Genomic DNA, 26,996 nt, shown 5'->3' on the forward strand with positions numbered 1-26,996 from the left:
TATTTTTACTAAACTTCATTCATCCTTTTTTCAAACTGAGCATTTAGTTTTTCAAGTTCAGTTTGAAGTTCTATAAGTCTTGCTTGTTTTTTCTGTTTTTCAACTCCATCTAAAGCTTCAATTTCTTCTATTTCAAGTTTTAGTGGTTTAGTTGCTTTACTTTTTTCAGCTACGATTATTGATCTTAATTTTCTTATTTCTTTTTTGTTTCTTTTTGGTTTTGCTACTTTTTTCTTTGGTTCATCTTGACCATCATCCCAACCACCTTTTTCTAAGAACTCATCATAAGTTCCATTGAAGTAATCAGCACCATCATTTGTAAAGATAATAAGTCTATCACAAACAGCTCTTAGTAACTCTTCTGAGTGAGTAACTATCATACAAGAACCTTCAAAAGCTTTGATAGCATTTGTAAGAGCATCAATTGAGTCTATATCTAAGTGGTTTGTTGGCTCATCTAGGAAAAGTAAGTTAACATCTTGTGCGATAATTTTACCAAGCATTACTCTTGATTTCTCACCACCTGAAAGAAGTGAGATTTTCTTTTTTGCATTGTCTCCACTGAACATCATAAGACCACATATACTTCTAATAACTGCTTCTGGAAGTTTATGATTTACACTGTAAATTTCGTCCATAATAGTATTATCTTTATTTAAGTGTGAGATATTTGTTTGTCCAAAATGTCCAAAAACACAAGATGGATGAAAATCTACACTTCCACTTAAAGCTTGAAGTTCTCCAGCTATTGTGTTTAATAAAGTTGATTTTCCTTTACCATTTTTACCTATGATACCTATTGTTTCACCACGACTAAGTGCAAAAGTTATATTTTTGAATAGTATATTATCGGGTGTGTACCCAAAGCTTAAATCTTTTACTTCAAGTAAAAATTTAGCTGCTGTGTCTTTGTAGTTAAAATCAAACTTTAAGTTTGCATCATAATCTATATCTTCAAGGATTTCCATTTTTTCTAAAATTTTTATTTTTGATTGTGCAAGTGTTGCTGTAGCTGCTCTTGCTTTGTTTTTAGCAATAAACTCTTCTAAATCTTTTATCTTTTTTTCTTGGGCAATTTTTTGTTTTTCATGGTGTTCTTCATTTGCCAATATTTGCTCATAGAACTTTCTAGTACCACCTTGAATCATAAAGGCACTTTTTCTTACGATTCCTAAAGTATGAGTACAAACACTATCCATAAACTCTCTATCGTGAGTGATTAAGATAACTTCTCCTTGAAATGACTTCAAGAAAGCTTTTAGCCATCTAATAGATAAAATATCTAAGTAGTTTGTTGGCTCATCAAGTAAAAGCATATTAGGTTCAGTAAGTAGAAGTTTTGCTAGATTTATTCTGATTTGATAACCACCTGAAAAAGATTTTGGATCTTTTTCTAAATCTTCTTCACTAAAACCAAGACCAAAAAGCATTTTTTCAGCTTTGTAAATATCATACTTATCATCTTCACTTAAAGCAAGTGCTGTTTCATCTATAAGTTTCTTTTCCGTAAAATCAAAATACTGTTTTAAAGCACCAATTTTATAAGCCTTAGGAAATTTAATCTCTCCCATGTCTTGTGGTTCTTCACCTAGTATTAGTTTAAATAGGGTTGATTTTCCTGTACCATTTCTTCCAACTAAACCTACTTTATCTCCTTGATTTAGTCTAAGGTTTAGCTCACTATAAAGCTCTCCTGTTGGATAGCTTTTTGATATATTTATTAATTCAATCATGATTCTCTTTTTGCAGTTTTTTAAGAAGGGGATTATATGATATACGTGATTATAAATCTATAAATTAAGTCTATTTTATTTATTTAAATCCATAATTTTATAATTGTCTGTTTTTTACATATAATAGTCCGTTTTTTACCTTTATATATTTTAGACTACTTGTTAGAATACATAAAAATTTAAAAAGGTTAAAAATTATGAAAACAAAAATATTATTCGCAGTTCAAATATTAGTAGGTATCTTACTTCTTGTATTTGGTCTAAATAAGTTTTTACATTTTATGGCAAATCCTCCTGTTTCAGAAGAAATGGGTATGTTTATGATGGCGTTAGCAAAAACAGGTTATATCTTCCCTATAGTAGGAGCTATTCAAGTATTATCAGGTTTATCTTTTATTTTAAATAAATTTACAGCATTGATGGCTGTAGTTATTGTTCCTGTTATGTTAAATGCTGTGTTAGCTCATGCTTTCCTAGATCCATCGGGTATTGCAGGCTCATTAGTGATTTTAATTTTAGTTATAGTAGTTATGTTTAAAAATAAAGAGGCTTATTCTTTAGTTTTAAAGGCTTAATTATTTATAATATTAAAAAAATAAGTATTAGAAAGAAAATAAATGAATAATGATTTTTTAGAAGTACCTTTTCAGAAATTAGATGATGAAAATATAGAGTTTCAAATTTTAGATATGAAAAAACTTCTAAAATCTACTAGCTTTCAACACCAATTAGAAAAACATCATAGAATAAAGTTTAATTCAATTATGATTGTTATTGAAGGTTTTGGTGAACATAATATAGATTTTAAATCATATACATACAAAAAAGGAACAGTTTTATTTATAGCTAAAAATCAAGTTACTTCTTTTAAGTTAAATCCAAATATGAAAAGTTATATTTTAGAATTTACAGAAGACTTCCTTTGTAGTGTTGTAAAAGATAATATAACTGATATGTTTGATTATATGAGGTATTCTCCTGCCTTGGAATTAGATGAAAGTAATTTAAAATCAATATTCAAAAATATAAAACTTCTAACTCATCAGTTGCAGCAACCAGCTGATGAGTATAAAAAGCCTATAATACAATCTTTATTTCAAGCTTTATTATTTCAACTAAAAAGACAAAGAGTAAAAGATTCTACTCCTATTAAAACAAAAGATGAAAAGCTATATAATGAATTTGTATATTTAGTAAGAAACACTCACAAATATACATTTAGAGTAGAGGACTATGCAAGAAAGTTAGATATTTCTAGTAAAACACTTTCAAGAGTTTTACTTAAATACACAAATAGAACAACAAAAGCTTATCTTGATGAGTCTTTATTAATCAAAATAAAAAGATATCTTTTAGATGAAAAACTCACTTTACAAGAAATAGCAAATAAACTAGATTTTGATGAAATTACTAATTTAATAAAGTTTTTTAAAAAGTTTGAAAAAATAACTCCTTCTGGGTTCAAAACTAGCCAAGAAAAAAGTAGAAATTCTAAGGTATTATAAGCACAAATTTGATAAAATCTATACCTTATAAAAGTTTCAAAATCAAAAGGTTTAATAATAATGAGTGAAAATAAAGATTTTTTACGTCTTAAAGTTGAAGAAGACTTAAAAGCTGGCAAGTATAATGAGGTAGTTACAAGATTTCCTCCAGAGCCAAATGGCTTCCCTCACATAGGACACGCTAAATCTATTTGTATAAATTTTGGTATTGCAAGTGATTACAATGGGCATTGTAATCTTAGAATGGATGATACAAATCCTACAAAAGAAGATACTAAGTATGTTGAAGCACTAAAAGATGCTGTTCAATGGCTTGGTTTTGACTGGGGGAAAAGTGTGTATTTTACTTCTGATTATTTCCCAAAAATATATGATTATGCAGTACAGCTTATCAAAATGGGTAAAGCTTATGTTGATAGCATTGATGAAGAGCAGATGAGAGAATTCAGAGGTACTGTAACACAAGCTGGAAAAAGAAGTGAATATGCAAATAGAAGTATAGAAGAAAATTTAGACCTTTTTGAAAAAATGAAAAATGGTGAGTTCAAAGATGGTGAACATGTATTAAGAGCTAAGATTGATATGGGTGCTGCTAATATGAAGCTTAGAGATCCCCTTCTTTATAGAATCAGACATGCACATCACTTTAGAACAGGTGATGAGTGGTGTATTTATCCTATGTATGATTTTGCTCACTGTTTATCTGATTATATTGAGGGTGTAACTCATTCTATTTGTACTTTAGAGTTTGAAAACAATAGAGATATTTATGATTGGGTTTTAGATACTTTAGAATTAACTCCTCCAAGACCATATCAACATGAGTTTGCTAGACTTGGTATAAATTATACTGTTATGAGTAAAAGAAAGCTTTTAGAGTTAGTTGATGGTGGCTATGTAAGTGGTTGGGATGATCCTAGAATGCCTACTATTGCTGGATACAAAAGAAGAGGGTATACAAAAGAGTCTATTTTAAACTTTTGTGATCAAATAGGTATTGCTAAAGCTAACTCTATGGTTGATGTAGCTCAATTAGAGTTTGCAATAAGAGATGATTTAAATAAAAAAGTGCCAAGAGTTATGGCTGTACTTGATCCTTTAAAAGTTACTATAGAAAACTATGAAGGTTTAGAGCAAATAGAAGCTTCTTATTATCCTCATGATGTACCAAAAGAAGGAACAAGAAAAATACCTTTTTCAAAAGAGTTATATATAGAAAGAGAAGATTTTACTGAAAATCCTCCAAAAGGCTATTATAGACTTACTCCTGAACAACCTGTAAGACTTAGACATGGGTATATTATTTCATGTACAGATGTAATAAAAGATGAAAATGGAAATATTACAGAAATAAAAGCTAAGTATTATCCTGATTCAAAAAGTGGAAGTGATACAAGTGGTATAAAAGTAAAAAGTGCTATTCAATGGGTGAGTGCAAAACAAGCTATTAAATCAGAAGTAAGAGTATATGATAGATTATATGCAAATGAAGCTCCAGAAAGTTTAGAGGATTTAAATCCTAATTCTCTTACTATTATTAAAGAAGCTTTAGTTGAACCAGCTGTAGTTACTGAGAAACCAGATGAAAGATTCCAGTTTGAAAGACAAGGGTACTTTTATGCTGATCCTATTGATTATAGTGAAGAAAAACCAGTATTTAATAAAATTGTAGGCTTAAAAGATTCATGGGCTAAAAAAACAACAAAAGTAAAGCCTAAAGAACAAGCAAAAAAACAAGAAAAAAAAGAAATGGTTCATGGTGAAGCCCAAGCAATGAATGAACAACAACAAGCTTTATTTGATAAGTATATAAATGAATTAAAATTAAATGCAGAAGTTTCAAATATTATAGCAAGGGATGAATATCTAGCTTCATTTTATGAAAAGGCTCTAATTGAAGTACCAAGTAGTAGTGTTTCTTTAGCAAATATAGTAGTTACAGAAGTAGCAAGACAAATAAAAGAAACATCTGTAGAAGAGCTTAAGTTTAATGCAAGTCAAATAGCAAGTTTAGTGAAAATGCTTGATGAAAAAACAATTTCAAGTAAGATAGCAAAACAAGTATTTGAAGAAATGACAAAAACAGGTGATGAACCAGAGAAGATTGTTAAATCAAAAGGCTTAGTTCAAATAAGTGATCCAGAAGTAATTACTCCAATAATAGTTGAGGTAATTGAAAAAAATCCTGATAATGTAGAGAAATTTAAAGCTGGAAATACTAAATTATTAGGCTTCTTTGTAGGGCAAGTTTTAAAAGCAACACATGGTAAAGCAAATCCACAAGTAGTGAATAAATTAGTTGCTCAAGCTTTAAAATAAAACAAAATAAAAGAAGTTAATTTTGTTAACTTCTTTTTTATAGATATAGAAAAAGGATTTTGATGATAAATACTAGTATAAATGCTTATATGCAAAATGGTGGAATTCAGAAATCAAACTTACAAAATCAAAATACAAACAAAGAATCAAGTATTGATAAACCATCAATGAGTGACGAAATAAAGCTTGAAATTTCAGATGAATCAAATGCTTTAATGAAAATTGATAGTTTACAAAAACAACTAGAAGATATTTTTGGAACAAAAAAAGTATTAACTTCTGATGAATTAAAAAAAGAAAGTGAACTTAAAGCTCAAATAAAAGAATTAGAAGTTAATAGTGAGCTACCTTATTCTCAAGATGATAAAGACATAATAAACAAAATCAATATAGAAATACAGAAATTATTAGAAAAAGATTATCATAGTGTTCAAGATGATGAACAGATGTTTAGCTTAACTAAACAGTTAGATGAAATAGGTAAAAAGTATGAAGATTCAACACTTTCTACATCTGATAATACAAAAAAAGAGAATTTAATAAAAGAGTTAAGAACTTTACAAGGACTTAAAAACCCAGACGCTTATGAATTGATTGAAGCAGATAAAATAAATAAAAAGATTGATATAGTTAAACTTGAATATCAGGTAAGTCAACTTGATAAAAATAGTGATTCTTACATTTCTGATAAGCAAGCACTTAGTGAAAAGATTTCAGCTAATTTTGAATCATTATCAAAACTTGATAATGAAAAAGAAAGATATAAAAGTGAAGAAGTAAGAGAAACTGCAAAAAAATCAATACAAACAAGTCTTTCAAATATTGATTCTATAAAAGATAATTTTTATAATTCAAAAACTTCATCTAATAGTTATGATAATCTTTTTAGTTTAAATAAAACTACTACAAATAGTTTAGATTCTAGCGAACCAGCAGAAGAAAAAGAAACAAATAAATGGTTGAACTTTTTACAAGATTCAAGAAAAGACCTTTATTCATCAAATATAAGTGAAAATGAAAAAATACAAAATTTAATGCAAAGAGTTAGTGTTTTACATGAGTAAAATATATTTTAAATATATCTAAAGTATATAAATCTTATTATAAAAAAAACAAAATAGGCTATTTTTAGTATGAAAGAAAAAAAAATTAGAAGATCTAAGACTCAAACAATCACAGAACAAGTATATAAACAATTAGAACAAATGATTGTTTTTTGTGAGATTGAACCAGGTAGTGTTTTAACAGAGAAAGAAATTTGTGATATGTTAGGCGCAGGTAGAACACCTGTTCATGAGGCTTTACTTTTATTGTCAAAACGCTTTTTAGTAAATTTTTCAAAATTAGGTATTATGATTCCTGATATGAATTCATCAATACAACTACAACTTTTAGAAATGAGAAGACCTATTCTTAAAACTTGTGTTGAGTGTGCAATAAAAAGACTTACTCAAGTAGATAAAGATAATATTGCTGAATTATTAGATTCAGTAGATGACTTAACAGAACCAGAATTTTTAAATTGGTTAGAGAAAAGACAAGAAGTTTTATCAAAAGCTTCAAAAAATTTTTTTATATATGAAGAACTTAGAAACGTTCAAGGTTTATCAAGAAGATTTTGGTATTACTATTCAAAAAAAGAAGATAATGATGTCGTAAGAGAACTACATAAAAAAATATTAAAAGCTGTACATGATGAAAATGAAAAAGATGCAGTAAAATATGTTGATGAAATAATAGACTATATAGAAAACTTTGTGAAAAAAAACTCAATCTAATAAAATAAGCTTATTCCCTTTGAGGGAATAAATCAAAATACTTTTAAAAATATTTATACAATTTTAATTCAATACTAAATTATTTTTAAGATAAAAATAAAAAATTAAGTATAAAATATATTTTATAGTTTTGATTAAATTATATTAAATAGCATTAAATTTTTAAATAATAAACTTACACTTTTTTTACACTAACCTTTATGTAAACTTATAATATATTTTAAGTTTACATAAAGTATTCATGGGATAAACTTTTTTTGTACACAATTTAAGGAGAGAAAAAGTGAAAAAATTAAGTCTTAGTTTAATAGCTACATTAGCAATTTTAAATACAGCAAATGCTAATAGTTTATCAGAAGCATTTTCAAATGGTAAAGTCTCAGGTGAGTTAAAATCACAATTTTATCAAAAAGAAAGTAATGACTCAAAAAAAGTAAATATATGGACAAATGGTATAAACCTTTCATATCATACAGCTGATTATAATGGTTTAAGTGCAAAAGTTACATTCCAAGCTGCCTCAGTGGCTACAGAGGATTTAGATGAAAATCCAAATGCTTATGACGCTGATCAAAATGTTAGTGGAGCAGTTTTATCTGAATCATATATTCAATATAAAATGAATAATACAACATTGAAAGTGGGTAGACAGTATTTAGCAACTCCACTAATTGCATCTTCTGGTTCTAGAATTTTTAAAGAATCTTTTGAAGCTGCAACTTTAACAAATACAGATATAAAAGATACTTCTATTTCATTAATGTATGTAGGTAAGTATCAAGGTAGAACTGATGGAAATGAAGGTGCTCCTTCTTTTGATAGTTTAGGCGATGGTGTATTTTCTATTTATGCAACAAATAATTCAATTAAGAATTTAAGTTTAGCAGGACAATACGTAAAGGCTAAAAATTTATTAGCTAATAATACTAAAGATGTAAGTATTTATTATTTAAATGCAGAATATGATTTTAATGCTTTTAAATTAGGTGCTCAATATTATGGGTCTGATGATAATGGTGCAGCAAATAATGATGGGAATGCCTATGCCTTAAAAGCTTCAACAAATATAAAAGATTTATCTTTAGCTGCTTCTTATAGTGAAGTTTCAAAAGATGGTGGTATTGATGCATGGCACTTAGGAAATGGAGCTGATTATATTTATACATGGAGTTGGTATGCTGGTTCAAGATATTCAGCAGATATGAAAGCAACAAAGTTTGAAGCAGGGTATAAATTTACAGATAAACTATCTGCAAATATCATGCATATAAGTTGGAAAACAAGTACAAGCTCTAGGACTAAAGAAACAGACTATATAATAGATTACAAAGTTTCTAAAGACTTTTCGCTTAGATGGTTACATGGTCAATTAGATAATGCTAGTAATGAATATCAATCAAGAATTTACGCATCTTATAAGTTTTAAATATCAATTCCTCTTTTAGAGGAGTTGACAAGAGTTTAAAAGGCAAAATTATTATTTGTTCTCCTAAATTTTAAATGATAGTTTTGTCTTCTAAGCTTTTCTTTCAATCTTTTATTCACTAAAAAACAATCATAATAATAAGACTATTTTTAATATAAATAAATATTTAAAAAAAATAGTTTACTTAAATTAAACTTGTAATATATTTTAAGTTTACATTAAGTAAACATGGAGTAAACTTTTTATATATCATTTATATATAAGATATGTAGATAAAAAAAGAAAAGGAAATTCATGAGTAATAAAAAAACACCAGTAAAAACAGAATTATTTGCTTCAAAAGCACCATTAGAGTGGGCAATCACAGCTAATAATACTTTATATACGGCACAAATACCAATTGATGAGACAGGAAAAGTAGTTGAGGGTGGAATAGAAGCTCAAACAAGAAAAACCTTTGAAAACCTTGTTCATACTTTAGAGTGTGCAGGGGTTAGTACAAATGAAGTACTTCAAGTACTAATTTATGTAACTGATAGAGAGTATTTAGCAACAGTAAATAAAGTTTATGCAGAATATTTTGAAGCTCCATATCCAAACAGAGCTGCAGTAGTTGTTGCAGGTTTAGCAAGAGAAGAGATGCTTGTAGAGTTTGTAGTTTACGCTGAAGCTACTAAATAATAATAAAATACGAAAATTTAATAAAGGAAGATAGATGACTTATAATTACGAAGAAGGTTTATACATTAATGGCAAATGGCAAAAAGGTGTTTCTACAATTGAAAATATTAACCCATCAGATATTTCAGAAAATATTGGAAATGTAGCACAAGCAAGTGTTGAACAAGTAAATGAAGCAATTACTGCTGCTAAAACTGCACAACCACAATGGGAAAAAACTCCATTAGAGCAAAAAGTTAATGTTCTTCAAGCAATTGGTGATGAGCTAATTGAAAGATGTGAAGAGTTAGGTGAACTTTTAGCAAGAGAAGAGGGTAAATCAAAAGCTGAGGGTAAAGGTGAAATTTACAGATCTGGTCAATTCTTCCAATATTATGCAGCTGAGGTTTTAAGACAAATTGGTGAAAATGCAGCTTCTGTTAGACCTGGTATTGATATTGATGTAACAAGAGAAGCAGTTGGAGTTGTTGGTATTATTTCTCCTTGGAATTTCCCCACAGCAACAGCAGCATGGAAGATCGCACCTGCTTTAGCATTTGGTAATGCAGTTATTTGGAAACCAGCAAACTTAACACCAGCATCAGCTGTTGCTTTAACTGAAATCATTTCAAGACAAGATATTCCAGCAGGTACATTTAACTTAGTACTTGGTTCAGGTGGAACAGTTGGTGATACATTAATTAACTCAAAAGATATTAACGCTATTTCATTTACAGGTTCAGTTGAAACTGGTAGAAAAATTGCAGTAGCAACTTCTGCAAACTTTGTTAAATGTCAATTAGAAATGGGAAGTAAAAACTCACTTGTTGTAGCATCTGATGCTGATATTTCTGTAGCAGTTGAGTCAGCAATTGCTGGTGCATTCTCTGGTACTGGTCAAAAGTGTACAGCTTCTTCAAGATTAATCGTAATGGAAGATATTCATGATGAGTTTGTTGATGCAATGGTAAAAAGAATGGCTGAATTAAAAGTTGGTCATTGTTTAGAAGATGGAATCTTTATGGGTCCTGTTTCTGATAAAAATCAATTTGAGTCTAACTTCAAATGGATTGAAAGAGCAAAAGAGCTTGGTGGAAAACTAGTATTTGGTGGAGAGAAATTAAACTTAGAAAAAGAGGGATACTACATGAGTCCTACTTTATTTATTGATACAAAAAATGATTGGGATGTAAACCAAGAAGAAGTATTTTCACCTATGGCTTGTGTAATTAAAGTAAAAGATTTAGATGAGGCTATTAAAACTGCAAATGATACAAGATTTGGATTAACAGCTGGAATTATTACTCAAAGTTTAAAAACAGCAGCTATTTTCAAAAAAGAAGCACAAAGTGGTTGTGTAATGGTTAACCTTCCAACAGCAGGTACAGATTATCACGTACCATTTGGTGGAAGAAAAGAGTCAAGTTTTGGACCAAGAGAACAAGGTTCGTATGCAAGAGAATTCTACACAATTGTAAAAACAGCATACCAAAAACCTTACTAAGGAATAATATGTATAAAGATCAAATTATTATTGATGGTTTACAGTATTGTAAATGGGACAGAGACTATTTCCTTTCACTTCAAAAAAGTGGGATAACTGCTGTTCACGTTACACTTGTTTACCATGAAATGGCAAGAGAAACTCTAACAAGATTTGCTCAATGGAATAAATATTTTGAACAAAATAGTGATTTGATTATGCCAGTAATGAGTATGGAAGATGTTCATAAGGCAAAATCTACTGGTAAAGTAGGTATCTTCTTTGGAGCGCAAAATTGCTCTCCAATAGATGATGAAATAGGTTTAATTGAGGTTATGAGAAAACAAGGTTTACTTATTATGCAATTAACTTATAATAATCAAAGCTTATTAGCAACAGGGTGTTATGAGCAAAATGATAGTGGTATTACTAGGTTTGGTAAACAAGCAATAGAAGAAATGAATAGAGTTGGAATGATTGTTGATATGTCACATAGTGCTGAACGTTCAACATTAGAAGCAATTGATATTTCATCAAGACCTATTTGTATTTCACATGCAAACCCGACATTTGCCCATGATGCTTTAAGAAATAAATCAAATGAAGTTATTAAAGCATTAGCTTCAAGAGGTGGTTTATTAGGTTTTTCTTTATATCCGTTTCATTTACCAAATGGAAGTAAATGTACTTTAGATGATTTTTGTGAAATGATAGCAAAAACTGCTGATTTAGTAGGGGTTGATCATTTAGGTATTGGAAGTGACTTATGTCTAAACCAACCGCAAGAGGTTTTAGAGTGGATGAGAAATGGAAAATGGTCAAAAGCAATGGATTATGGAGAAGGGAATGCTTCAAATTCAGGATGGCCTGATGATTTACCTTGGTTTAAAGATGAGTCAGGGATGGAAAATATTTATAATGGTTTACTTAAATATGGATTTCAAGACAAAGAAGCTAATCAAATTCTTGGCGGGAACTGGTATAGCTTCTTAAAAGACGGTTTAGAACCTAAAAGTTAATCTTTTGAGAAAAACTTTTAGGTGATATTATCAAAAATATCATAAAAAGGATATGAAGATGGAAACGAATGTGGATACTTTAGAGCAAGTAGAAAGTCATGATGAAAAAATTGAAAAAAAACCACAATTAGATAAATTATCTTTGATAATTAGTAGTGGTTTTTTAGTAGCTTTTGTTATCTTAGCATTAGTTGATTCTAAACTTTTATCATCAATTGTAAATGGTGGTTTTGCTTGGTCATCAAAAATGTTTGGAGCTTATTGGCAGTTTTTATTATTTGCTACATTTATAGTAGGAATTGGTTTAAGTTTAGGAAGAACTGGTTCTGTAGTTTTAGGAAATTTAGAAAAGCCAGAAATGAGTACATTTCAATGGATAGCTATTATTCTTTGTACATTACTTGCAGGTGGTGGTGTTTTTTGGGCGGCTGGTGAACCTATTGCTCACTTTATTTCTCCTCCACCATTTTATGGAGCTGAAACTGATTTATTTCAAAAAGCTATAAATGCATTATCTCAATCTTTTATGCACTGGGGATTTTTAGCATGGGCTATTTTAGGGACTTTAACAACTATTGTTTTAATGTACCTTCATTATAATAAAGGGTTACCTTTAAAACCTAGAACTTTACTTTATCCTGTTTTTGGAGATAAAGCTATAAAAGGTCCTTTAGGTTCAATTATTGATGCTTTCTGTATTGTTTCAGTTGCAGCAGGAACTATTGGGCCTATTGGTTTCTTAGGCTTACAAGTTTCTTATGCTTTAAATAAATTATTTGAAATACCAGATACTTTTACGACACAATTTACTATTATTTTATGTGCAATTGTTATTTATACAATCTCTGCTTTAAGTGGTTTAACAAAAGGTATTCAGATTTTAAGTAGATGGAATATTATTTTAGCAGTATTCTTAATGTTTTTCATTTTCATTTTTGGACCAACTGCATTTATTATTGATGCTTATGTTCAAGGTGTAGGATCTGTTATTCAAAACTTTATACCAATGGCTACATTTAGAGGTGATACTTCATGGCTTGGTTGGTGGACTGTATTCTTTTGGGGATGGTTCTTAGGTTATGGACCAATGATGGCAATTTTTATTGCTAGAATCTCAAGAGGAAGAACAATAAGAGTTTTAATTTTAGCTGTAAGTATTTTTGCTCCACTAATTACTATGTTTTGGTTTACAATTGTAGGTGGAGCTGGATTATCGTTTGAAATTGCACAACCAGGTGTTATTAGTGAGGCATTCAAAGGTTTCAATTTACCTGCTTCTTTATTAGCAATTACACAATCATTACCATTACCAATGGTTATGTCAATTTTATTTTTAGTTTTAACTACAATTTTTATTGTAACAACAGGGGATTCTATGACATATACTATGAGTGTTGTTGTAAGTGGAAGTACTGAGCCTCATCCTTATCTTAGAATGTTCTGGGGTATTTTAATGGGAGCTTTAGCAATTATATTAATATCAATAGGATCAGGAGGGATATCGGCATTACAATCATTTATTGTAATTACAGCAGTGCCTGTATCTTTAATCTTATTACCTGCATTATGGAATGCACCGCAAATAGCCATCAAAATGGCAGATGAACAGGGTTTAAAATAGTAAAAAGAAGTATTTAATACTTCTTTTTACAAAAAATTTCAGGAGAGAGAAATGAGTAAAAATATTAATAAAACACAAAAACCAATATTAAGAGATCCAAGTGTAGTAATGGATTTAAAAAGAATGGGTGCAATGCATCAATCAAGAATCAGTTTTACAAGAACATTAATAAGAAAAATGGCAAATGAAAACTGGAAAATAACAAATACAAAATGGGATTTATGTAAAGATGGATATGGAACAGCTATCTATGAACTTAAAACTCCAAATAATACATATAATGTAGTGATTTTTTCTAATCATATAAAAGATGAAGAAAGAAATGATAGGGTAATTGCTGAGAAATGGGATACAACTTTTACATTAATTGAAGGTGATGTTAGTAATAAGTTATTAGAAATACTTAAAAGCAATGTTCCTTTACAAGAAGCAGGTCGAAATACTAATAGAGCTTTTGTATTAGCAAGAGCTAATAAAAGTGTAAGAGTTTTTGATCATGTTATTGATTCTTTAGCAGCAGGTGAACAGCCTAATATTCAAGAAGTAGCAAAAGTTGGATACATTCTTAGAACAACTGCTGTTTACGGTAGTGGTAAGTTTGGAATTAATGATTATGTTGCATTGGAAAGTAACCCAGATTTCTCTCAATCTTTTAGTGCTGAAATGTGTGCTGTATATATTTTAAGACAGTTTTCTTTAGATTGGGCTAATTATATTGCTAAAAATAAAGGTGGAGATAAAGCCGTTACTTTGGATAAAGATATTCAAAGATTTTTAGGAATAGGAAATGCAACAGGTTTAGGAATGGCTCCTTATTTAATAAGACATCCAAAAGTTGTTGATAATTGGTTATATCAAAGAGAACAGGCATTAGGAAAAGTATCATTAGAAGAAATTACACAAGAAAAAGCTGAAGAATTAGTTGGATATTTAAATAGAGCTATTACTCATCTTGAAGATGTTATAACTATAAATGAAAATCAAAAAAAGTTAAATATTCAAGCATCATTAGAACTTCCATCAATTATAGAAATGACTAAAAAATTAATTGGTAGTACTTATAAAGATTTAATTGAAAGTTCAACAAATGTATCTTATGAAGCACAAGAAGTTTTAATCTCTTCTATTATTGAGTTATATCCTGAACTTGTAGATTCTCATCAAAACCATATGAGAGTAGATGAACAACCTTTAGAGTTAGCAGGTGTTAAGATTAAAGCTTTAAAAGAAAAAATCAAATCTCATTATTCTTGGGCTTTAAACTATGACTTTTCAACACAAAAAAGTAATTATTGGTTTTGGTATGTTTCAGAAGACAAAGGTGAACCAAGACTTGGAGTTAGAAATGTTGATAAAGGACATGAACTAGAACTTCCTTTAGATATAGCAAGAAGAGTTACTAATCTAAATGCAGCTTTAAAAGATGTGAAAGATGATGAACCAGTAACTAAGTATTTACTTGAAAACCCACAATACTCTGCAATTGTAAGAAGAGTTTGGACTATGGGTGCTTGTAAGATGGGTGAAATTCAAGCAAATGTTTTAGATGAAGATTTTCTACCAATGGATTTATTAAGAGCTAAACTTGCTATGTTTGGAGCTACGAAGTTTGATCCAAGATCAGATAGATGGGTTCAAGTTACATTTTTCCAAAGCGCACCTTTATCAAATGAGATTCATAATGGGGAGTGGTTATTCCCTCAAATTCCAAAAAGTAAAGATGATAGATTAAACATTGAAGAGGGAAAAATATCTGTTTCAAGAACAGAATTAACAACTATGTGTAGTAATGCATTTAATGGATTAAAAAGAGATTCAGGGGAAGCTGACATAATTTCTAAAATGGTTGTAGATACTGAAATGGTAGGTTTAGATGGTGTAAAACATTATGCAAATGCTTTAAAATTTTTAAAAGATGGTAATAAAACAGCTTTAAATATTACTTCTAAAGATTCTCATATTGTTGTAGATTTAAATAATGATACTATTTTAGCTCATATTCAAATACTAATAGCTTATGCTTTAGAATTTATACCAAATAATGAAACAGTAACTTTAGAGATTAAAAATTGTCATAATAGATGGCTTGTATTCCCACAAGCTCTTAGAATTGCTAAAAAGGGTTTAAGTGCTAGATTCTCTTGGAATAATTCATCAGATGATAAAAGTATTTCATATTTAATAGGTGCAAATGATGAGTTACCAGAAGTTTGTATTTCTTCAAATAATGATTTTGATGAAAGAACACTATTTATTGAAATTAGTACAAAAGATATAAAGACTAAGTGTGATAGTTCTGAATTAATAAGTCCAAAACAACTAAAAAAAGCCTTTAATGATGCTTGTGAAAATGGTCTTGTAATTAATTTAGAAGATTGGAATGCACTTAAAGAAGTAGCAAAAGCAATCTATGTTGAGTCAAGTGAAAGCTCAAGAAATGATGCTGGTGGAATTGTAGAGAAATAAAAATGGAAAATCAACATTTAAATGTAAAAACAGCTGGAGGGTGGGGTGCACTTATCTCCTCTGGCAAGTTTTTAATGAGAGAGGGATTTTTTAAAGGTTCTAAAACGCTTTTTAGTCTTAATCAAGTAAAAGGCTTTGATTGTCCTGGGTGTGCATGGCCTGATCCTAGTGATAATGAGCGTTCTATGACAGAGTTTTGTGAAAATGGTGTAAAAGCTATTGCTTTTGAAACAACAAAAAAAAGAGCTTCAAAAGAGCTTTTTGAAGAGACTACAGTATCCCAATTAAATGAATATGATGTTTATAATATTACTAATCAAGGGCGTTTAACTGAACCTTTTTATTATGATAGATATAAAGATAAATATGTACCTATATCTTGGGATACGGCTTTTGGAATAATTGCTAAACATTTAAAAACTTTAGAAAAACCAGATGATGCAATATTTTATACATCAGGTAGAACATCTAATGAAGCTGCATTTTTATATCAACTTATGGGAAGAATGTTAGGAACTAATAATTTCCCTGATTGCTCAAACATGTGTCATGAAAGTTCTGGTGTAGGAATGGGCGAATCTGTAGGAATTGGAAAAGGAACAGTATCTTTAGAAGATTTTGATAAAGCAGAATTAATAATGATTTTTGGTCAAAATCCAGGAACAAATCATCCAAGAATGTTAAGTGAATTACAAAAAGCTTCAAAAAGAGGTGCTAAAATTGTTTCTATAAATCCTTTAAAAGAAGCAGGTTTAGTTTCATTTACTCATCCTCAAGATGTAGGACAAATGTTAACAAATAATGCAACTCCTATTTCAACTCACTATTATCAGGTAAAAATGGGTAGTGATATGGCTTTAATTCAAGCTATTATCAAATATATTTTAGAAAATGATGAAGCTTGTTTGGATAAAGAGTTTATTGATGAGCATACAGCTGGTTTTATGGAGTATAAAAATGAGATACTTAAAAAAGATTGGAAAAGCTTAGTTGAAGAAACATCACTTCAAGAAGAAGAGATTATAGAAATTGCTAAACTTTATGCAAATTCAAATAAAACTATTTGCTGTTGGGCTATGGGATTAACTCAACATCAACATGGTGTTGCTACTATTGAAGAAGTTATGAATTTATTACTTTTAAAAGGTAATATTGGAAAAGAAGGAGCTGGGGCTTGTCCTGTACGAGGTCATAGTAATGTTCAAGGTGATAGAACAGTAGGAATTAGCGAAGCACCTAAAGAAGAGTTTTTAAAGAAAATAGATAGTGTTTTTGATATTGTAAGTCCTAGAAGTCATGGTTATGATGTAGTTCATGCAATAAAAGCTATGAAAACAGAAAAAAACAAAGTATTTATAGGACTTGGTGGAAATTTTGCAGATGCAGCACCTGATACAAAAATAACTTATGAGGCTTTAGAGTCTTGTGCTTTAACTGTTCATATTTCTACACATTTAAATAAAAGTCATTTAATTTGTGGACAAGAAGCTTTAATCTTACCTTGTCTTGGGAGAACTGAATTAGATATTCAGCAAAATGGAGTACAAAGTGTAACAGTAGAAGATTCTATGAGTATGGTTCATGCTTCAAAAGGTAGTAATATCCCAGCTTCACGAGATTTAAAATCAGAACCTGCCATTATTGCAGGAATAGCAAATGCTACTTTTGGAAATGAAAAAGTAGATTTTTTAGACTTGATTACAGATTATAATAAAATTAGAGAAAAAATTGAGGAAGTATTACCTTTATTTACTTCATATAATACAACTATGGAAAATAAAGAGAGTTTAGAGTTATATAATAGTGCAAAAAATAGAGTATGGGAAACAAAGAGTAAAAAAGCAAATTTTATTGTAAATGAATTACCTACTTTAAAGCTAGAAGACGAACATCTTATTTTAATGACAATGAGATCTCATGATCAGTTTAATACAACAGTATATGATACAAATGACAGATATAGAGGGATAAAAAACAAAAGAAAGATTATCTTTTTAAATGAAAAAGATATAGCTAAACTTGGATTTAAAAATGGAGATTTAGTAAATATTCAATCACATTCTAAAGATAATATAAAAAGAGAAGTGCATAACTTTGAGATTATAGCTTATGATATAAAAGAAGGCTGTGCAGCAGCTTATTTTCCTGAGGCAACACCTTTAGTTTCGATAAACCATTTTGATAATAAAAGTTTTACTCCTTCATATAAGTTTATTGATATTACACTACAAAAAGTTTAATAAAAAAAGAGTTTATTATGAATAAGTCTAATCTTATATCTAATGGAATAGAGTTTAATAAAAACTGTGAAGAAAACTTTCTAAATATAAAAATACCTTTAAGTTTGGAGAATCAACAAATAATAGATTGGTTCTTCAAAGAGTTTAAAAAAATTGAAATAAAGCATATATGTGATAATTGGCTTTTAGATGAAAAAAATAGTGCTGTAATAAGTCCTAATAAAACTTTTTTTTTAACAAAAAGGGAATTGACTTTTTTTAAACTATTAATTAAAAATAAAATTGTTACCTATGAGCAAATGAATTGGTTTATTTGGAATGGAGAGTTCGCAAGTGAAAATGCAGTAAAAGGTTTTGTTAAAAATTTTAAGAAGAAAATACCTCCTAGTATTTTAAAAAATTTAAAAGGAATTGGCTATAGATTGATTGATGATATAAATGTATAGTTAATATATTTAAAATATATTTATGTATAATAAAAATACAAATCTATATTTTAGGTAGTGCAATGAAAAAAAAATTAAAACGAGATAAAAATAAAACAATGACTGAACAAGTTTATGAAAAACTTGAAGATCTTATTGTTTTTTGTGAAATTGAACCAGGAACAGTCTTAACAGAAGCAGAAATATCTGAAATGATAGGTGCAGGTAGAACTCCTGTTAGAGAAGCTTTAAGGATGTTAGCAAATGAATCTTTGGTTAATGTATCAAGAATAGGAGTTTTAATACCTGAAATGAGTGGCTCAACTCAACTTCAACTCTTAGAAGTAAGAAGAGCTATTTTAAAATTATGTGTTGAAAAAGCAATAGATAGATTAACAGAGATTGATAAAAAAGCTATTCAAGAGTTATTAGATGTTGTTGATGAACAAGATGATGTTGAATTTTTATATTGGTTAAAAAGAAGACATAAAGTATTAGCAAAATGTTCAAAGAATCAATTTATCTATGAAGAACTTAGAAATGTTCAAGGACTATCTCATAGATTTTGGTATTTTTATGCAAAAAAAGAAGACCATAAAGAAGGACAGACTTTACATAAATATATTTTAGAAGCTGTTTTAGAACAAGATAAACAAAAAGCAGCAGCAGCTGTTGATGATTTAATTGACTATCTTGAAGCTTTCACTAGAAAAAATTTAATTTAATTTATATACCTTTTTTGGGTATATAGATTTTATACAAAAAAAACTATAAAACAATCAAAAAACATTTATTATTATAAAAAGATATAGTAAAATTATATTATATTTTATGTAGTATATATTTTAAACATATTTAGAATATATCTTAAGTATATTTTAAGTTATTGAGGTGTAAACTGACAATATATAAATTAAAAAGGAATAGATATGTTTAGAAATAAGTTACTAGGAACAGCATGCGCACTATTATTAAGTGCAGTTAGTTTAAGTGCAGAGACATGGAAGTTTGCAAGTGAAGAAGCAAAAAAAGATGTACAAGACATATATGCTCAAGAGTTTGCTAAAGTAGTTAAAAAGGAATCTAATGGAAAAATTAAAGTTAGAATCTATTACTATGGGCAACTTGGTGGTGAAAATGACATTGTTGAACTAACTTCAAACGGTTCAATTCAATTTGTATCAGTTGGAACTGGACATTTAGGTTCTTATGTACCTGAAGTTCAAGCAATCTCAATCCCTTATGTATTAACAAATAATGAAAATGCAGCTTATGAAGTTTTAACTACAAGTAAAACTATTTATGAAGATTTAGCACCTAAATTTGAAAAAGCAAATTTAAAACTACTTTCTATGATAAGTGAAGGTGAAATGGCATGGGGTGCAAATAAACCTATCAGAACGCCAGAAGATTTTGCAGGTCAAAAAATAAGAACATTTACTTCAACAATTCCTGTTGAAACATACAAAACTTTTGGAGCTGTTCCAACACCTTTATCATGGGGAGAGGTTTATTCTTCTTTACAATTAGGAACAATTGATGGAATGGTAAATCCTATGTATTTCATCTATAATGCAAAATGGCACATGGTTCAAAAATATATTATGTTCCCAGGACAACAGCCTTATATAGGAACAATTTCGACAAACGCAAAATGGTATGCAAAACAAACACCTGAAAAACAAGCGATTATTCAAAAAGCAATTAAAGCAGCTAATAAAGCAGCCTTTGAATATCAAAAAAGAATTAACAAAGAAAACACTCAAAAAATGTTAAAAGAAAATCCTGAGTTAAAACTTATAACTTTAACGCAAGAAGAAAGAGCAAGATTTAAAGAGTTAAGTAAATCTCTTCATGGGACTTTCCTAGATGTTGTTGCTAAAGCATATCCAAATGGAAAAAAAGAACAAGCAAAAAAAGAAGCTAAAGAGATTCTAAGTGATTTAATCCAAGAAGTAAAAGAAGCTGAAAAAAGACATTAGTATAAGCCCCTTTGGGGCTATAAAAGGTTAAATATGGAAATTAGAATTTTAGAAAAAGAGTTAGATAATCAAATTTCATATAATGGAAAAGTAGGTTTAATTCTTTTAGCAACAGATCAAATAACTTTATATGAGTTTGAAGCAATTTTTAAAGATACAGGAATACTTTATTTTCCATCTAGAGTTATGTTAGATTCAGTTGAATTAAGTCCAGAAGTTTTAATGCAAGTTAAAAATCAATTATCAAGCGCTACAAACTCTATCGTTCCTGGTATGAAACTTGATGTGGTTGCTTTTTCATGTACATCTGCGTCTATGACAATAGGTGAAGATGAGGTTTCTAAAATCATTAAAAATAGCGATTTAAATAGACAAATAGATGAAGTTACAAATCCTTATAGTGCTATTAAAAGTATTTGTAAATTTTTAGATATAGATGAGTTAGGAGTTATTACTCCTTATAGTTTAGAAGTTACACAAGGAATTGTTGATGGGATGTTACCTGATATTAAAGCTGTAGATGTGGCTACGTTTAATAATCCAAATGATAACTTAGTTCCTATTATAACTCCTGCTTCTGTAAAAAATGCAGTAATTGATATGGCTAAAAATGAAGATGTAAAAACTATATTTGTTTCTTGTACAAATATTAATATTTGCAGATATATAGATGAGTTAGAAAAGATTACTGGAAAAACGATTTTAACAAGTAACCAAGTTATGGCTTGGGATATTCTAAGGTTAGCAAAGTATAAAAAGCCTATTTATGGCTTTGGTTCAATCTTAGAGAAAGAAAGATAAGATGAAAAATATTTTAGCAAAAGTAAATTCTCTTACAGCAAAAATAGAAAAAGTTATTTTAGCTTTATCTATTATGCTTATGATGATAAATACAACAGCAAATGCTTTAGGAAGATATATCTTTAATCAAAGTATATATTTTTCTGAGGAATTAAATCAATTTTTAATGGTGTCAGTAACATTTATTGGTCTAGCTTATGCTGTAAGAAATGGAAGAAATATAAGAATGACAGCAATATATGATTCTTTAAGTCATAAGAAAAAGAAAGCTCTTATGATAATAATTGCTATTTGTACGTCTTTTTTAATGTTCTTATTAGCTTATGAAGCTTTACAGTATGTATTACAATTAAAGGGCATGAATAGGCAAAGTCCTGCACTTCAAATTGAAATGTATTTAGTTTATATGATAGTTCCAATAGGCTTTTTTATGGCTGGGTTACAATTTTTTATCAGATTTGTTCAAAACTTATTATATGAAGAAATATATCTTTCTTATGATGTAATTGAGCAAAAAGATACAGACTTAAAGGATCAAGCATGTTAGAATTTTTTCAAAATGTAATAAATGGTGAGCTTGATGTATATGTAATTACATTTACGCTTTTAAGTGTAATGGTAATTTTATTGTTTTTAAGTTTTCCAATGGTTGTGCCTTTAACAATAGCTACAATGATAGGTTTTTTACATTTTTCTGATTTGCCTTTACAAAATATCATACAGCAGATGATTACAGGGATTACACCAAATGCTTTAATCGCAATTCCTATGTTTATTTTTGCAGCTGATATTATGACAAGAGGTCACACAGCAAATAGATTATTGGACTTAATTGAGGTTTTTATAGGACACTATAGAGGTGGTTTACCAATAACAACTTGTTTAGCTTGTACTTTATTTGGTTCTGTTTCAGGTTCAACTCAAGCTACAGTTGTTTCAGTAGGTACTATTATGAGACCAAAACTTTTAAAAGCAGGGTATAAAGATAGTTTTATTTTAGGACTTATTATAAATGCAAGTGACATTGCTTGGTTAATACCACCTAGTATCGGACTTATCTTATTTGGAGTTTTAGCAAATGCAAATATTGCTGAGTTATTTATTGCAGGAATTGGTCCTGGAATTGTATTAGCAGCTTTATTCTCTGTTTATTGTTATATATATTCAATAGTTCACCAAGATAGTATTGCTCTTGCTCCTAAAGTTGATTGGAAAGGAAGATTTAAAGCAGTAAAAAAAGCTATTTTACCTTTAGGTTTCCCTGTATTAATAGTAGGTGGAATTTATAGTGGAGCTTTTACTCCAACAGAAGCAGCAGCATTTTCTGTTTTATATGCAATTATTTTAGAAGTGATTATTTATAAAAAACTTGGAATAAATGATTTAATTGATTCATCATTAAGTACAGGTCTTATTACAGCAGTTGTATTTATTTTAGTTGGTGCAGGACAGGCTTTTTCTTGGTATATCTCTTTTGAAATGATACCTCAAGAGTTACTTGGAGCTCTTGATTTAGAAAATGCAAGTCCTGAGTTTATTTTGTTTGTAATTTCTCTTGCTTTTGTAATTGGATGTATGTTTGTTGATTCAATAGTTGTATTACTTGTTTTAACACCTGTATTTATGCCTATTATTGATAGTTCAGGAATTGACCCAGTTTTAGTAGGAGTTGTAATTACTTTACAAATGGCAATTGGTTCTGCTACACCACCATTTGGATGTGATATTTTTACTGCAATAGCAGTGTTTAAAAAATCATATATGCAAGTAATTAGTGGAATTTTACCATTTTTCTTAATCTTAGTATTAATGTCAGCGATTTTGATTTTCTTCCCTGACACAGCGCTATTTTTAAGAGATTTAGCATTTGATAAATAAAAAATTAAATTTAATAAAAAAGGAAAACAATTATGATAAACAATTTTAAAAAATATTTAGAGCAAACGGAACTTTTTGATAATACAAAAAATTTAAGAGTTGAGGAGTATAAACATCAAGATATTTTAAGCCTTGAAGGTTTTGAAAAAGCTTCAAAAGAGATTACTTCTTGGGATGGTTTTGAGCAAACACCTCTTGTTAGTTTAGATGATTTAGCAAAACAAACAGGAGTTTCAAAATTATATTATAAAAATGAACACTATAGATTTTCACTAAAAAGCTTTAAAGCTCTAGGTGGAGCTTACGCTGTTGCTAATCTTTTAATAAATAAATTAAAAGAGCAAGGAATTGAAGCAAATTCAAAAGATTTATTAAGTGGTAAATACAAAGATATTACTAGTAAGATAACTGTTTCTTGTGCAACTGATGGAAACCATGGTAAATCAGTAGCTTGGGGTGCTTCTATTTTTGGTTGTAATTGTGAGATTTTTATTCATAGTCATGTAAGTGTTACAAGAGAAAAAGAGATTGCTAAATATGGTGCAATTATGCATAGAATTGAGGGTAATTATGATGATTCAGTTCATGAAGCTTCAAGAGTAGCAAATGAAAAAGGATTTTTTACAGTTTCTGATACATCTTATGAAGGATATACAGAAGTTCCAAAAGATGTAATGCAAGGTTACACAATAATGGTTGATGAGGCTTTAAGACAAATGGGTGAGAAACCAACTCACGTATTTTTACAAGGTGGTGTTGGTGGAATGGCAGCAGCAGTTGTGTCATTTATTCACGAAACTTATGGAGAAAACTCACCAATCTTTGTAATGATAGAACCAACAAATGCAGATTGTTTACTACAAAGTGCAAGAAATGGTGAACCAACTGTAGTTCATGGAGATTTAGACACGGTTATGGCAGGTCTTTCTTGTGGAGAAGTATCATTATTGGCTTGGAAAATTTTAGAACATACAACAAAAGCATTTTTCTCTATTCCTGATGAGCCAATTGCTGAAACTATGAAATATTTAGCGTCTTTACCTAATCCTGTTGTTGCAGGAGAGTCAGCAGTTGCAGGTCTTGCTGGCTTTATGATTACTCAGTTTGATGAAGAGTATAGAAAAATTTTACAATTAGATGAAAACTCTAAAGTTTTATTTTTAGGAACTGAGGGTGATACTGATGAGCAAATTTATACTGAACTTGTAGGTAAAAGTTCACAAGAAGTCTTAAGTAAGGCATAGAGGAAAATAAAATGGAAAAAATATTTGAAGGTATTCCTTTTGAGCAAATAAAACAAAGAGCCCAATTTTATAAAGAAGATATTTATAGATTCACAAGAGATTTAGTTAGATGTCCAGGTGGTTCAGGAGATGAATCTTTGGCTGCAAAATGTACTATTGATGAAATGAAAAAGCTTGGCTTTAATAAAATAGATATAGACCCAATGGGAAATATTTTAGCTTATATTGGAACGGGAAAACATTTAATAGCAATGGATGGTCACTTAGATGTGGTAGGAGCTGGAAACCTTGATAATTGGGATTATGATCCTTATGAAGGTTTTGAAGATGAAAACAGAATCATAGGTCGAGGTACGACTGATATGAAAGGTGCGATTGCTTCTATTGTATATGCAGCTAAGATTATTACGGATTTAGATATTAAAGATGATTTTACATTTTTAGTTTCTGCTTCTGTTGCTGAAGAAGATTGTGATGGTTTATCTTGGAAATATATGATTGAAGAACAAAATATTAGACCTGAATTTGTACTTCTTGCTGAACCAAGTGATGGAAAGATTTGTAGAGCTCAAAAGGGAAGAATGGAGATTTCTGTTACAACTTATGGAACATCAGCTCATGGATCAATTCCTCATACAGGAGATAATGCAATTTATAAAATGTCAGGAGTTCTTCAAGAATTAAGAGCTTTAAATGAAAACTTATTAGTTGATGATTTACTTGGAAAAGGTTGTTTAACTGTATCTGAGATTAGTTCAACATCACCATCAAGATGTGCTGTATCAGACTCTTGTACTATTTCTATTGATAGACGTTTAACTTGGGGTGAAAAACCTGAGGATGCACTTCAAGAAATAAGAAATTTACCAGCAGTTAAAACAGCAGATGCAAAAGTAAGTATTTATAACTATGAAGAGCCTTCATATACAGGTTTAGAGTATGGACAAGAGTGTTCTTTTAAACCGTGGAAAATAGAAGTAGAACATGATGTTACACAAAGTGTAGCAAAGGCTTACAAAAATTTATTTGGAAAAGAAGCTGTTATTGATATTTGGCCATTTTCAACTAATGGTGTATCTATCATGGGGGAACATAATATTCCTGTTATTGGATATGGACCAGGTGAATTAAAGTTTGCCCATGCACCAAATGAAGAAGTAAAAAAAGCAGATTTAATTTTATGTGCAGCTTTATATGCAGCTATTCCTTCTGTTTATGTGAGAATGTTGAAAGGAAACTAATATGTTACAAGTACCAAAAAGAGGCTTTGAGAAACAAGAGTATGAAAATAGATTAGCAAAAATTCAAAGGTTGATGTTTGATGAAGAAATAGATGCTATTTTATTAACAACTCAAGTTGATATTGAGTATTACACTGGTTTTAAAACACAGTTTTTTGAGAGTCCAACTAGACCTTGGTTTGTATTAATACCTTTAGATGATAAACCAAAAGCTATTATTCCAGTAATTGGTGAAAGTGGTATGAGAGATACATGGATTGAAGATATTCAAACATGGACATCTCCTAATCCACAAGATGAAGGAATATCTCTTTTATCATTAAATATTAAAGCATTAATGAAAAGATTTAGAACTTTAGGTATTCCAAAAGGGCATGAAAGTACTCTTAGAATGCCCCTTGAAGATTATGATAAATTACTTTCATCTCTTGATGATGTTCAAATAAAAGATGCTACAAAAATTTTAAGATATGTAAGATATATAAAATCTCCTGCTGAGATACAAAAGATTAAATATATTTGTGAAGTAGTATCTCAAGGTTTTGAGGATTTACCAAGCTTACTTAAAGTCGGTCAAAGTGAAAGAGAAAATTGTCAAAGATTTAAAAATCATCTTCTATCTTTAGGAGTTGATGATTTTCCATATCTCATAGCTGGTTCAGGGCAGGGTGGATATGGGTCTATTATTATGGGGCCTACACAAAGAGTATTAGAAAATGGGGACATTTTTATCATTGATACGGGGTGTGTTTATGATAGTTATTTTTGTGATTTTGATAGAAACTATGCTTTTGGATATGCAAGTGATGAAGCAAAAAAAGCTTATGAAGTAGTATTTAAAGCCACACAAGCAGGTTTTGAAGCAAGTGTTGTTGGTAATACAACAAGTGACGTTTTTAACGCTATGAATAAAGTAATGCAAGAAGGTGGAGCTTTAGGAAATAGTGTAGGAAGACTAGGACATGGCCTTGGAATGCAACTTACAGAGTGGCCTTCTAATACTATAAATGATAACACACCTTTAGAAGAAGGAGTTGTTTTAACTTTAGAGCCAGGAATGGAATATCTTCCAGGTAAAGAGATGGTTCATGAAGAGAATATTTTGATTACTAAAGATGGTCCAGTATGGTTGTCAAAAAGAGCTTCAAGTGAGCTTCCTATAATAAAATAATAAA

Annotated in this window: 22 protein-coding genes; 21 read left to right on the forward strand and 1 reads right to left on the reverse strand. The window is 29.4% G+C overall.

The window, feature by feature from the left end; genetic code table 11:
• Positions 1-8 precede the first annotated feature (8 nt).
• Positions 9-1,733: an ABC-F family ATP-binding cassette domain-containing protein gene (locus tag ACH5BH_RS00285; RefSeq protein WP_423297067.1), complete on the reverse strand. Its 1,725-nt coding sequence runs from the start codon at positions 1,731-1,733 to the stop codon at positions 9-11.
• Between the two features lie 197 nt (positions 1,734-1,930).
• Between ACH5BH_RS00285 and ACH5BH_RS00290 the strand changes: the two genes are divergently transcribed.
• From ACH5BH_RS00290 to ACH5BH_RS00390, 21 genes are all read left to right on the forward strand, one after another.
• Positions 1,931-2,308: a hypothetical protein gene (locus ACH5BH_RS00290; protein WP_423297068.1), complete on the forward strand. Its 378-nt coding sequence runs from the start codon at positions 1,931-1,933 to the stop codon at positions 2,306-2,308.
• Between the two features lie 42 nt (positions 2,309-2,350).
• Positions 2,351-3,238 carry an AraC family transcriptional regulator gene (locus ACH5BH_RS00295; protein ID WP_423297069.1) on the forward strand — a complete coding sequence of 296 codons (888 nt, stop codon included), beginning with the start codon at positions 2,351-2,353 and terminating at the stop codon, positions 3,236-3,238.
• A gap of 60 nt (positions 3,239-3,298) precedes the next feature.
• Positions 3,299-5,557, forward strand: coding sequence for a glutamine--tRNA ligase/YqeY domain fusion protein (locus tag ACH5BH_RS00300; protein WP_423297070.1), 2,259 nt, complete (start codon positions 3,299-3,301; stop codon positions 5,555-5,557).
• 62 nt (positions 5,558-5,619) lie between these two features.
• A complete protein-coding gene (locus ACH5BH_RS00305) occupies positions 5,620-6,621 on the forward strand; it encodes a hypothetical protein (RefSeq protein ID WP_423297071.1) in 1,002 nt (333 codons plus the stop codon).
• A 69-nt stretch (positions 6,622-6,690) separates the two neighbouring features.
• Entirely contained in the window at positions 6,691-7,335 is a 645-nt protein-coding gene (locus ACH5BH_RS00310; RefSeq protein WP_404304532.1) for a GntR family transcriptional regulator, read from the forward strand.
• A gap of 283 nt (positions 7,336-7,618) precedes the next feature.
• On the forward strand, positions 7,619-8,761 hold the full coding sequence (locus tag ACH5BH_RS00315) for a porin (RefSeq protein ID WP_404304530.1): 1,143 nt from the start codon (positions 7,619-7,621) through the stop codon (positions 8,759-8,761).
• A 294-nt stretch (positions 8,762-9,055) separates the two neighbouring features.
• Positions 9,056-9,442, forward strand: coding sequence for a RidA family protein (locus ACH5BH_RS00320; RefSeq protein ID WP_423297072.1), 387 nt, complete (start codon positions 9,056-9,058; stop codon positions 9,440-9,442).
• Between the two features lie 34 nt (positions 9,443-9,476).
• Positions 9,477-10,925, forward strand: coding sequence for an aldehyde dehydrogenase family protein (locus ACH5BH_RS00325; RefSeq protein ID WP_423297073.1), 1,449 nt, complete (start codon positions 9,477-9,479; stop codon positions 10,923-10,925).
• A gap of 8 nt (positions 10,926-10,933) precedes the next feature.
• Positions 10,934-11,923: a membrane dipeptidase gene (locus tag ACH5BH_RS00330; RefSeq protein ID WP_404304526.1), complete on the forward strand. Its 990-nt coding sequence runs from the start codon at positions 10,934-10,936 to the stop codon at positions 11,921-11,923.
• A gap of 58 nt (positions 11,924-11,981) precedes the next feature.
• Positions 11,982-13,544, forward strand: a complete 1,563-nt coding sequence (locus tag ACH5BH_RS00335; RefSeq protein ID WP_423297074.1) for a BCCT family transporter — start codon at positions 11,982-11,984, stop codon at positions 13,542-13,544.
• 51 nt (positions 13,545-13,595) lie between these two features.
• Positions 13,596-16,010 carry a DUF3726 domain-containing protein gene (locus ACH5BH_RS00340; RefSeq protein ID WP_423297075.1) on the forward strand — a complete coding sequence of 805 codons (2,415 nt, stop codon included), beginning with the start codon at positions 13,596-13,598 and terminating at the stop codon, positions 16,008-16,010.
• 2 nt (positions 16,011-16,012) lie between these two features.
• A complete protein-coding gene (locus ACH5BH_RS00345) occupies positions 16,013-18,250 on the forward strand; it encodes an FdhF/YdeP family oxidoreductase (protein ID WP_423297076.1) in 2,238 nt (745 codons plus the stop codon).
• A 17-nt stretch (positions 18,251-18,267) separates the two neighbouring features.
• Positions 18,268-18,696, forward strand: coding sequence for a helix-turn-helix domain-containing protein (locus ACH5BH_RS00350; RefSeq protein ID WP_404304519.1), 429 nt, complete (start codon positions 18,268-18,270; stop codon positions 18,694-18,696).
• A 62-nt stretch (positions 18,697-18,758) separates the two neighbouring features.
• Positions 18,759-19,400 (forward strand): GntR family transcriptional regulator, encoded by a 642-nt coding sequence (locus ACH5BH_RS00355; protein ID WP_423297077.1) that lies wholly within the window; start codon positions 18,759-18,761, stop codon positions 19,398-19,400.
• A gap of 204 nt (positions 19,401-19,604) precedes the next feature.
• A complete protein-coding gene (dctP, locus tag ACH5BH_RS00360) occupies positions 19,605-20,657 on the forward strand; it encodes a TRAP transporter substrate-binding protein DctP (RefSeq protein WP_404304514.1) in 1,053 nt (350 codons plus the stop codon).
• A 33-nt stretch (positions 20,658-20,690) separates the two neighbouring features.
• Complete coding sequence (locus ACH5BH_RS00365) at positions 20,691-21,458, forward strand: maleate cis-trans isomerase family protein (protein ID WP_129090769.1); 768 nt, start codon at positions 20,691-20,693, stop codon at positions 21,456-21,458.
• A 1-nt stretch (position 21,459) separates the two neighbouring features.
• Positions 21,460-22,005, forward strand: a complete 546-nt coding sequence (locus tag ACH5BH_RS00370) for a TRAP transporter small permease (protein WP_129090770.1) — start codon at positions 21,460-21,462, stop codon at positions 22,003-22,005.
• Positions 21,999-23,336, forward strand: coding sequence for a TRAP transporter large permease (locus ACH5BH_RS00375; RefSeq protein WP_423297078.1), 1,338 nt, complete (start codon positions 21,999-22,001; stop codon positions 23,334-23,336). Before ACH5BH_RS00370 ends, ACH5BH_RS00375 begins: the two co-directional genes overlap by 7 nt.
• A gap of 32 nt (positions 23,337-23,368) precedes the next feature.
• On the forward strand, positions 23,369-24,580 hold the full coding sequence (locus ACH5BH_RS00380) for a diaminopropionate ammonia-lyase (RefSeq protein WP_129090772.1): 1,212 nt from the start codon (positions 23,369-23,371) through the stop codon (positions 24,578-24,580).
• Between the two features lie 11 nt (positions 24,581-24,591).
• A complete protein-coding gene (locus ACH5BH_RS00385) occupies positions 24,592-25,821 on the forward strand; it encodes a YgeY family selenium metabolism-linked hydrolase (protein ID WP_423297079.1) in 1,230 nt (409 codons plus the stop codon).
• Position 25,822: 1 nt separating this feature from the next.
• The gene (locus ACH5BH_RS00390; protein ID WP_423297080.1) at positions 25,823-26,992 is read left to right on the forward strand and encodes a M24 family metallopeptidase; all 1,170 of its coding nucleotides are present in this window, start codon (positions 25,823-25,825) and stop codon (positions 26,990-26,992) included.
• Positions 26,993-26,996: the final 4 nt, after the last annotated feature.

Source organism: Arcobacter rhizosphaerae, from assembly GCF_049472155.1.
GTDB lineage: Bacteria > Campylobacterota > Campylobacteria > Campylobacterales > Arcobacteraceae > Arcobacter_B.

Coding starts and splice junctions, on each gene's coding strand:
- ACH5BH_RS00305 (WP_423297071.1), top strand. CDS start 5,620: ATGATAAATACTAGTATAAATGCTTATATGCAAAATGGTGGAATTCAG.
- ACH5BH_RS00365 (WP_129090769.1), top strand. CDS start 20,691: ATGGAAATTAGAATTTTAGAAAAAGAGTTAGATAATCAAATTTCATAT.
- dctP (WP_404304514.1), top strand. CDS start 19,605: ATGTTTAGAAATAAGTTACTAGGAACAGCATGCGCACTATTATTAAGT.
- ACH5BH_RS00300 (WP_423297070.1), top strand. CDS start 3,299: ATGAGTGAAAATAAAGATTTTTTACGTCTTAAAGTTGAAGAAGACTTA.
- ACH5BH_RS00390 (WP_423297080.1), top strand. CDS start 25,823: ATGTTACAAGTACCAAAAAGAGGCTTTGAGAAACAAGAGTATGAAAAT.
- ACH5BH_RS00370 (WP_129090770.1), top strand. CDS start 21,460: ATGAAAAATATTTTAGCAAAAGTAAATTCTCTTACAGCAAAAATAGAA.
- ACH5BH_RS00330 (WP_404304526.1), top strand. CDS start 10,934: ATGTATAAAGATCAAATTATTATTGATGGTTTACAGTATTGTAAATGG.
- ACH5BH_RS00375 (WP_423297078.1), top strand. CDS start 21,999: ATGTTAGAATTTTTTCAAAATGTAATAAATGGTGAGCTTGATGTATAT.
- ACH5BH_RS00290 (WP_423297068.1), top strand. CDS start 1,931: ATGAAAACAAAAATATTATTCGCAGTTCAAATATTAGTAGGTATCTTA.
- ACH5BH_RS00320 (WP_423297072.1), top strand. CDS start 9,056: ATGAGTAATAAAAAAACACCAGTAAAAACAGAATTATTTGCTTCAAAA.
- ACH5BH_RS00385 (WP_423297079.1), top strand. CDS start 24,592: ATGGAAAAAATATTTGAAGGTATTCCTTTTGAGCAAATAAAACAAAGA.
- ACH5BH_RS00285 (WP_423297067.1), bottom strand. CDS start 1,733: ATGATTGAATTAATAAATATATCAAAAAGCTATCCAACAGGAGAGCTT.
- ACH5BH_RS00350 (WP_404304519.1), top strand. CDS start 18,268: ATGAATAAGTCTAATCTTATATCTAATGGAATAGAGTTTAATAAAAAC.
- ACH5BH_RS00355 (WP_423297077.1), top strand. CDS start 18,759: ATGAAAAAAAAATTAAAACGAGATAAAAATAAAACAATGACTGAACAA.
- ACH5BH_RS00340 (WP_423297075.1), top strand. CDS start 13,596: ATGAGTAAAAATATTAATAAAACACAAAAACCAATATTAAGAGATCCA.
- ACH5BH_RS00295 (WP_423297069.1), top strand. CDS start 2,351: ATGAATAATGATTTTTTAGAAGTACCTTTTCAGAAATTAGATGATGAA.
- ACH5BH_RS00335 (WP_423297074.1), top strand. CDS start 11,982: ATGGAAACGAATGTGGATACTTTAGAGCAAGTAGAAAGTCATGATGAA.
- ACH5BH_RS00380 (WP_129090772.1), top strand. CDS start 23,369: ATGATAAACAATTTTAAAAAATATTTAGAGCAAACGGAACTTTTTGAT.
- ACH5BH_RS00345 (WP_423297076.1), top strand. CDS start 16,013: ATGGAAAATCAACATTTAAATGTAAAAACAGCTGGAGGGTGGGGTGCA.
- ACH5BH_RS00310 (WP_404304532.1), top strand. CDS start 6,691: ATGAAAGAAAAAAAAATTAGAAGATCTAAGACTCAAACAATCACAGAA.
- ACH5BH_RS00325 (WP_423297073.1), top strand. CDS start 9,477: ATGACTTATAATTACGAAGAAGGTTTATACATTAATGGCAAATGGCAA.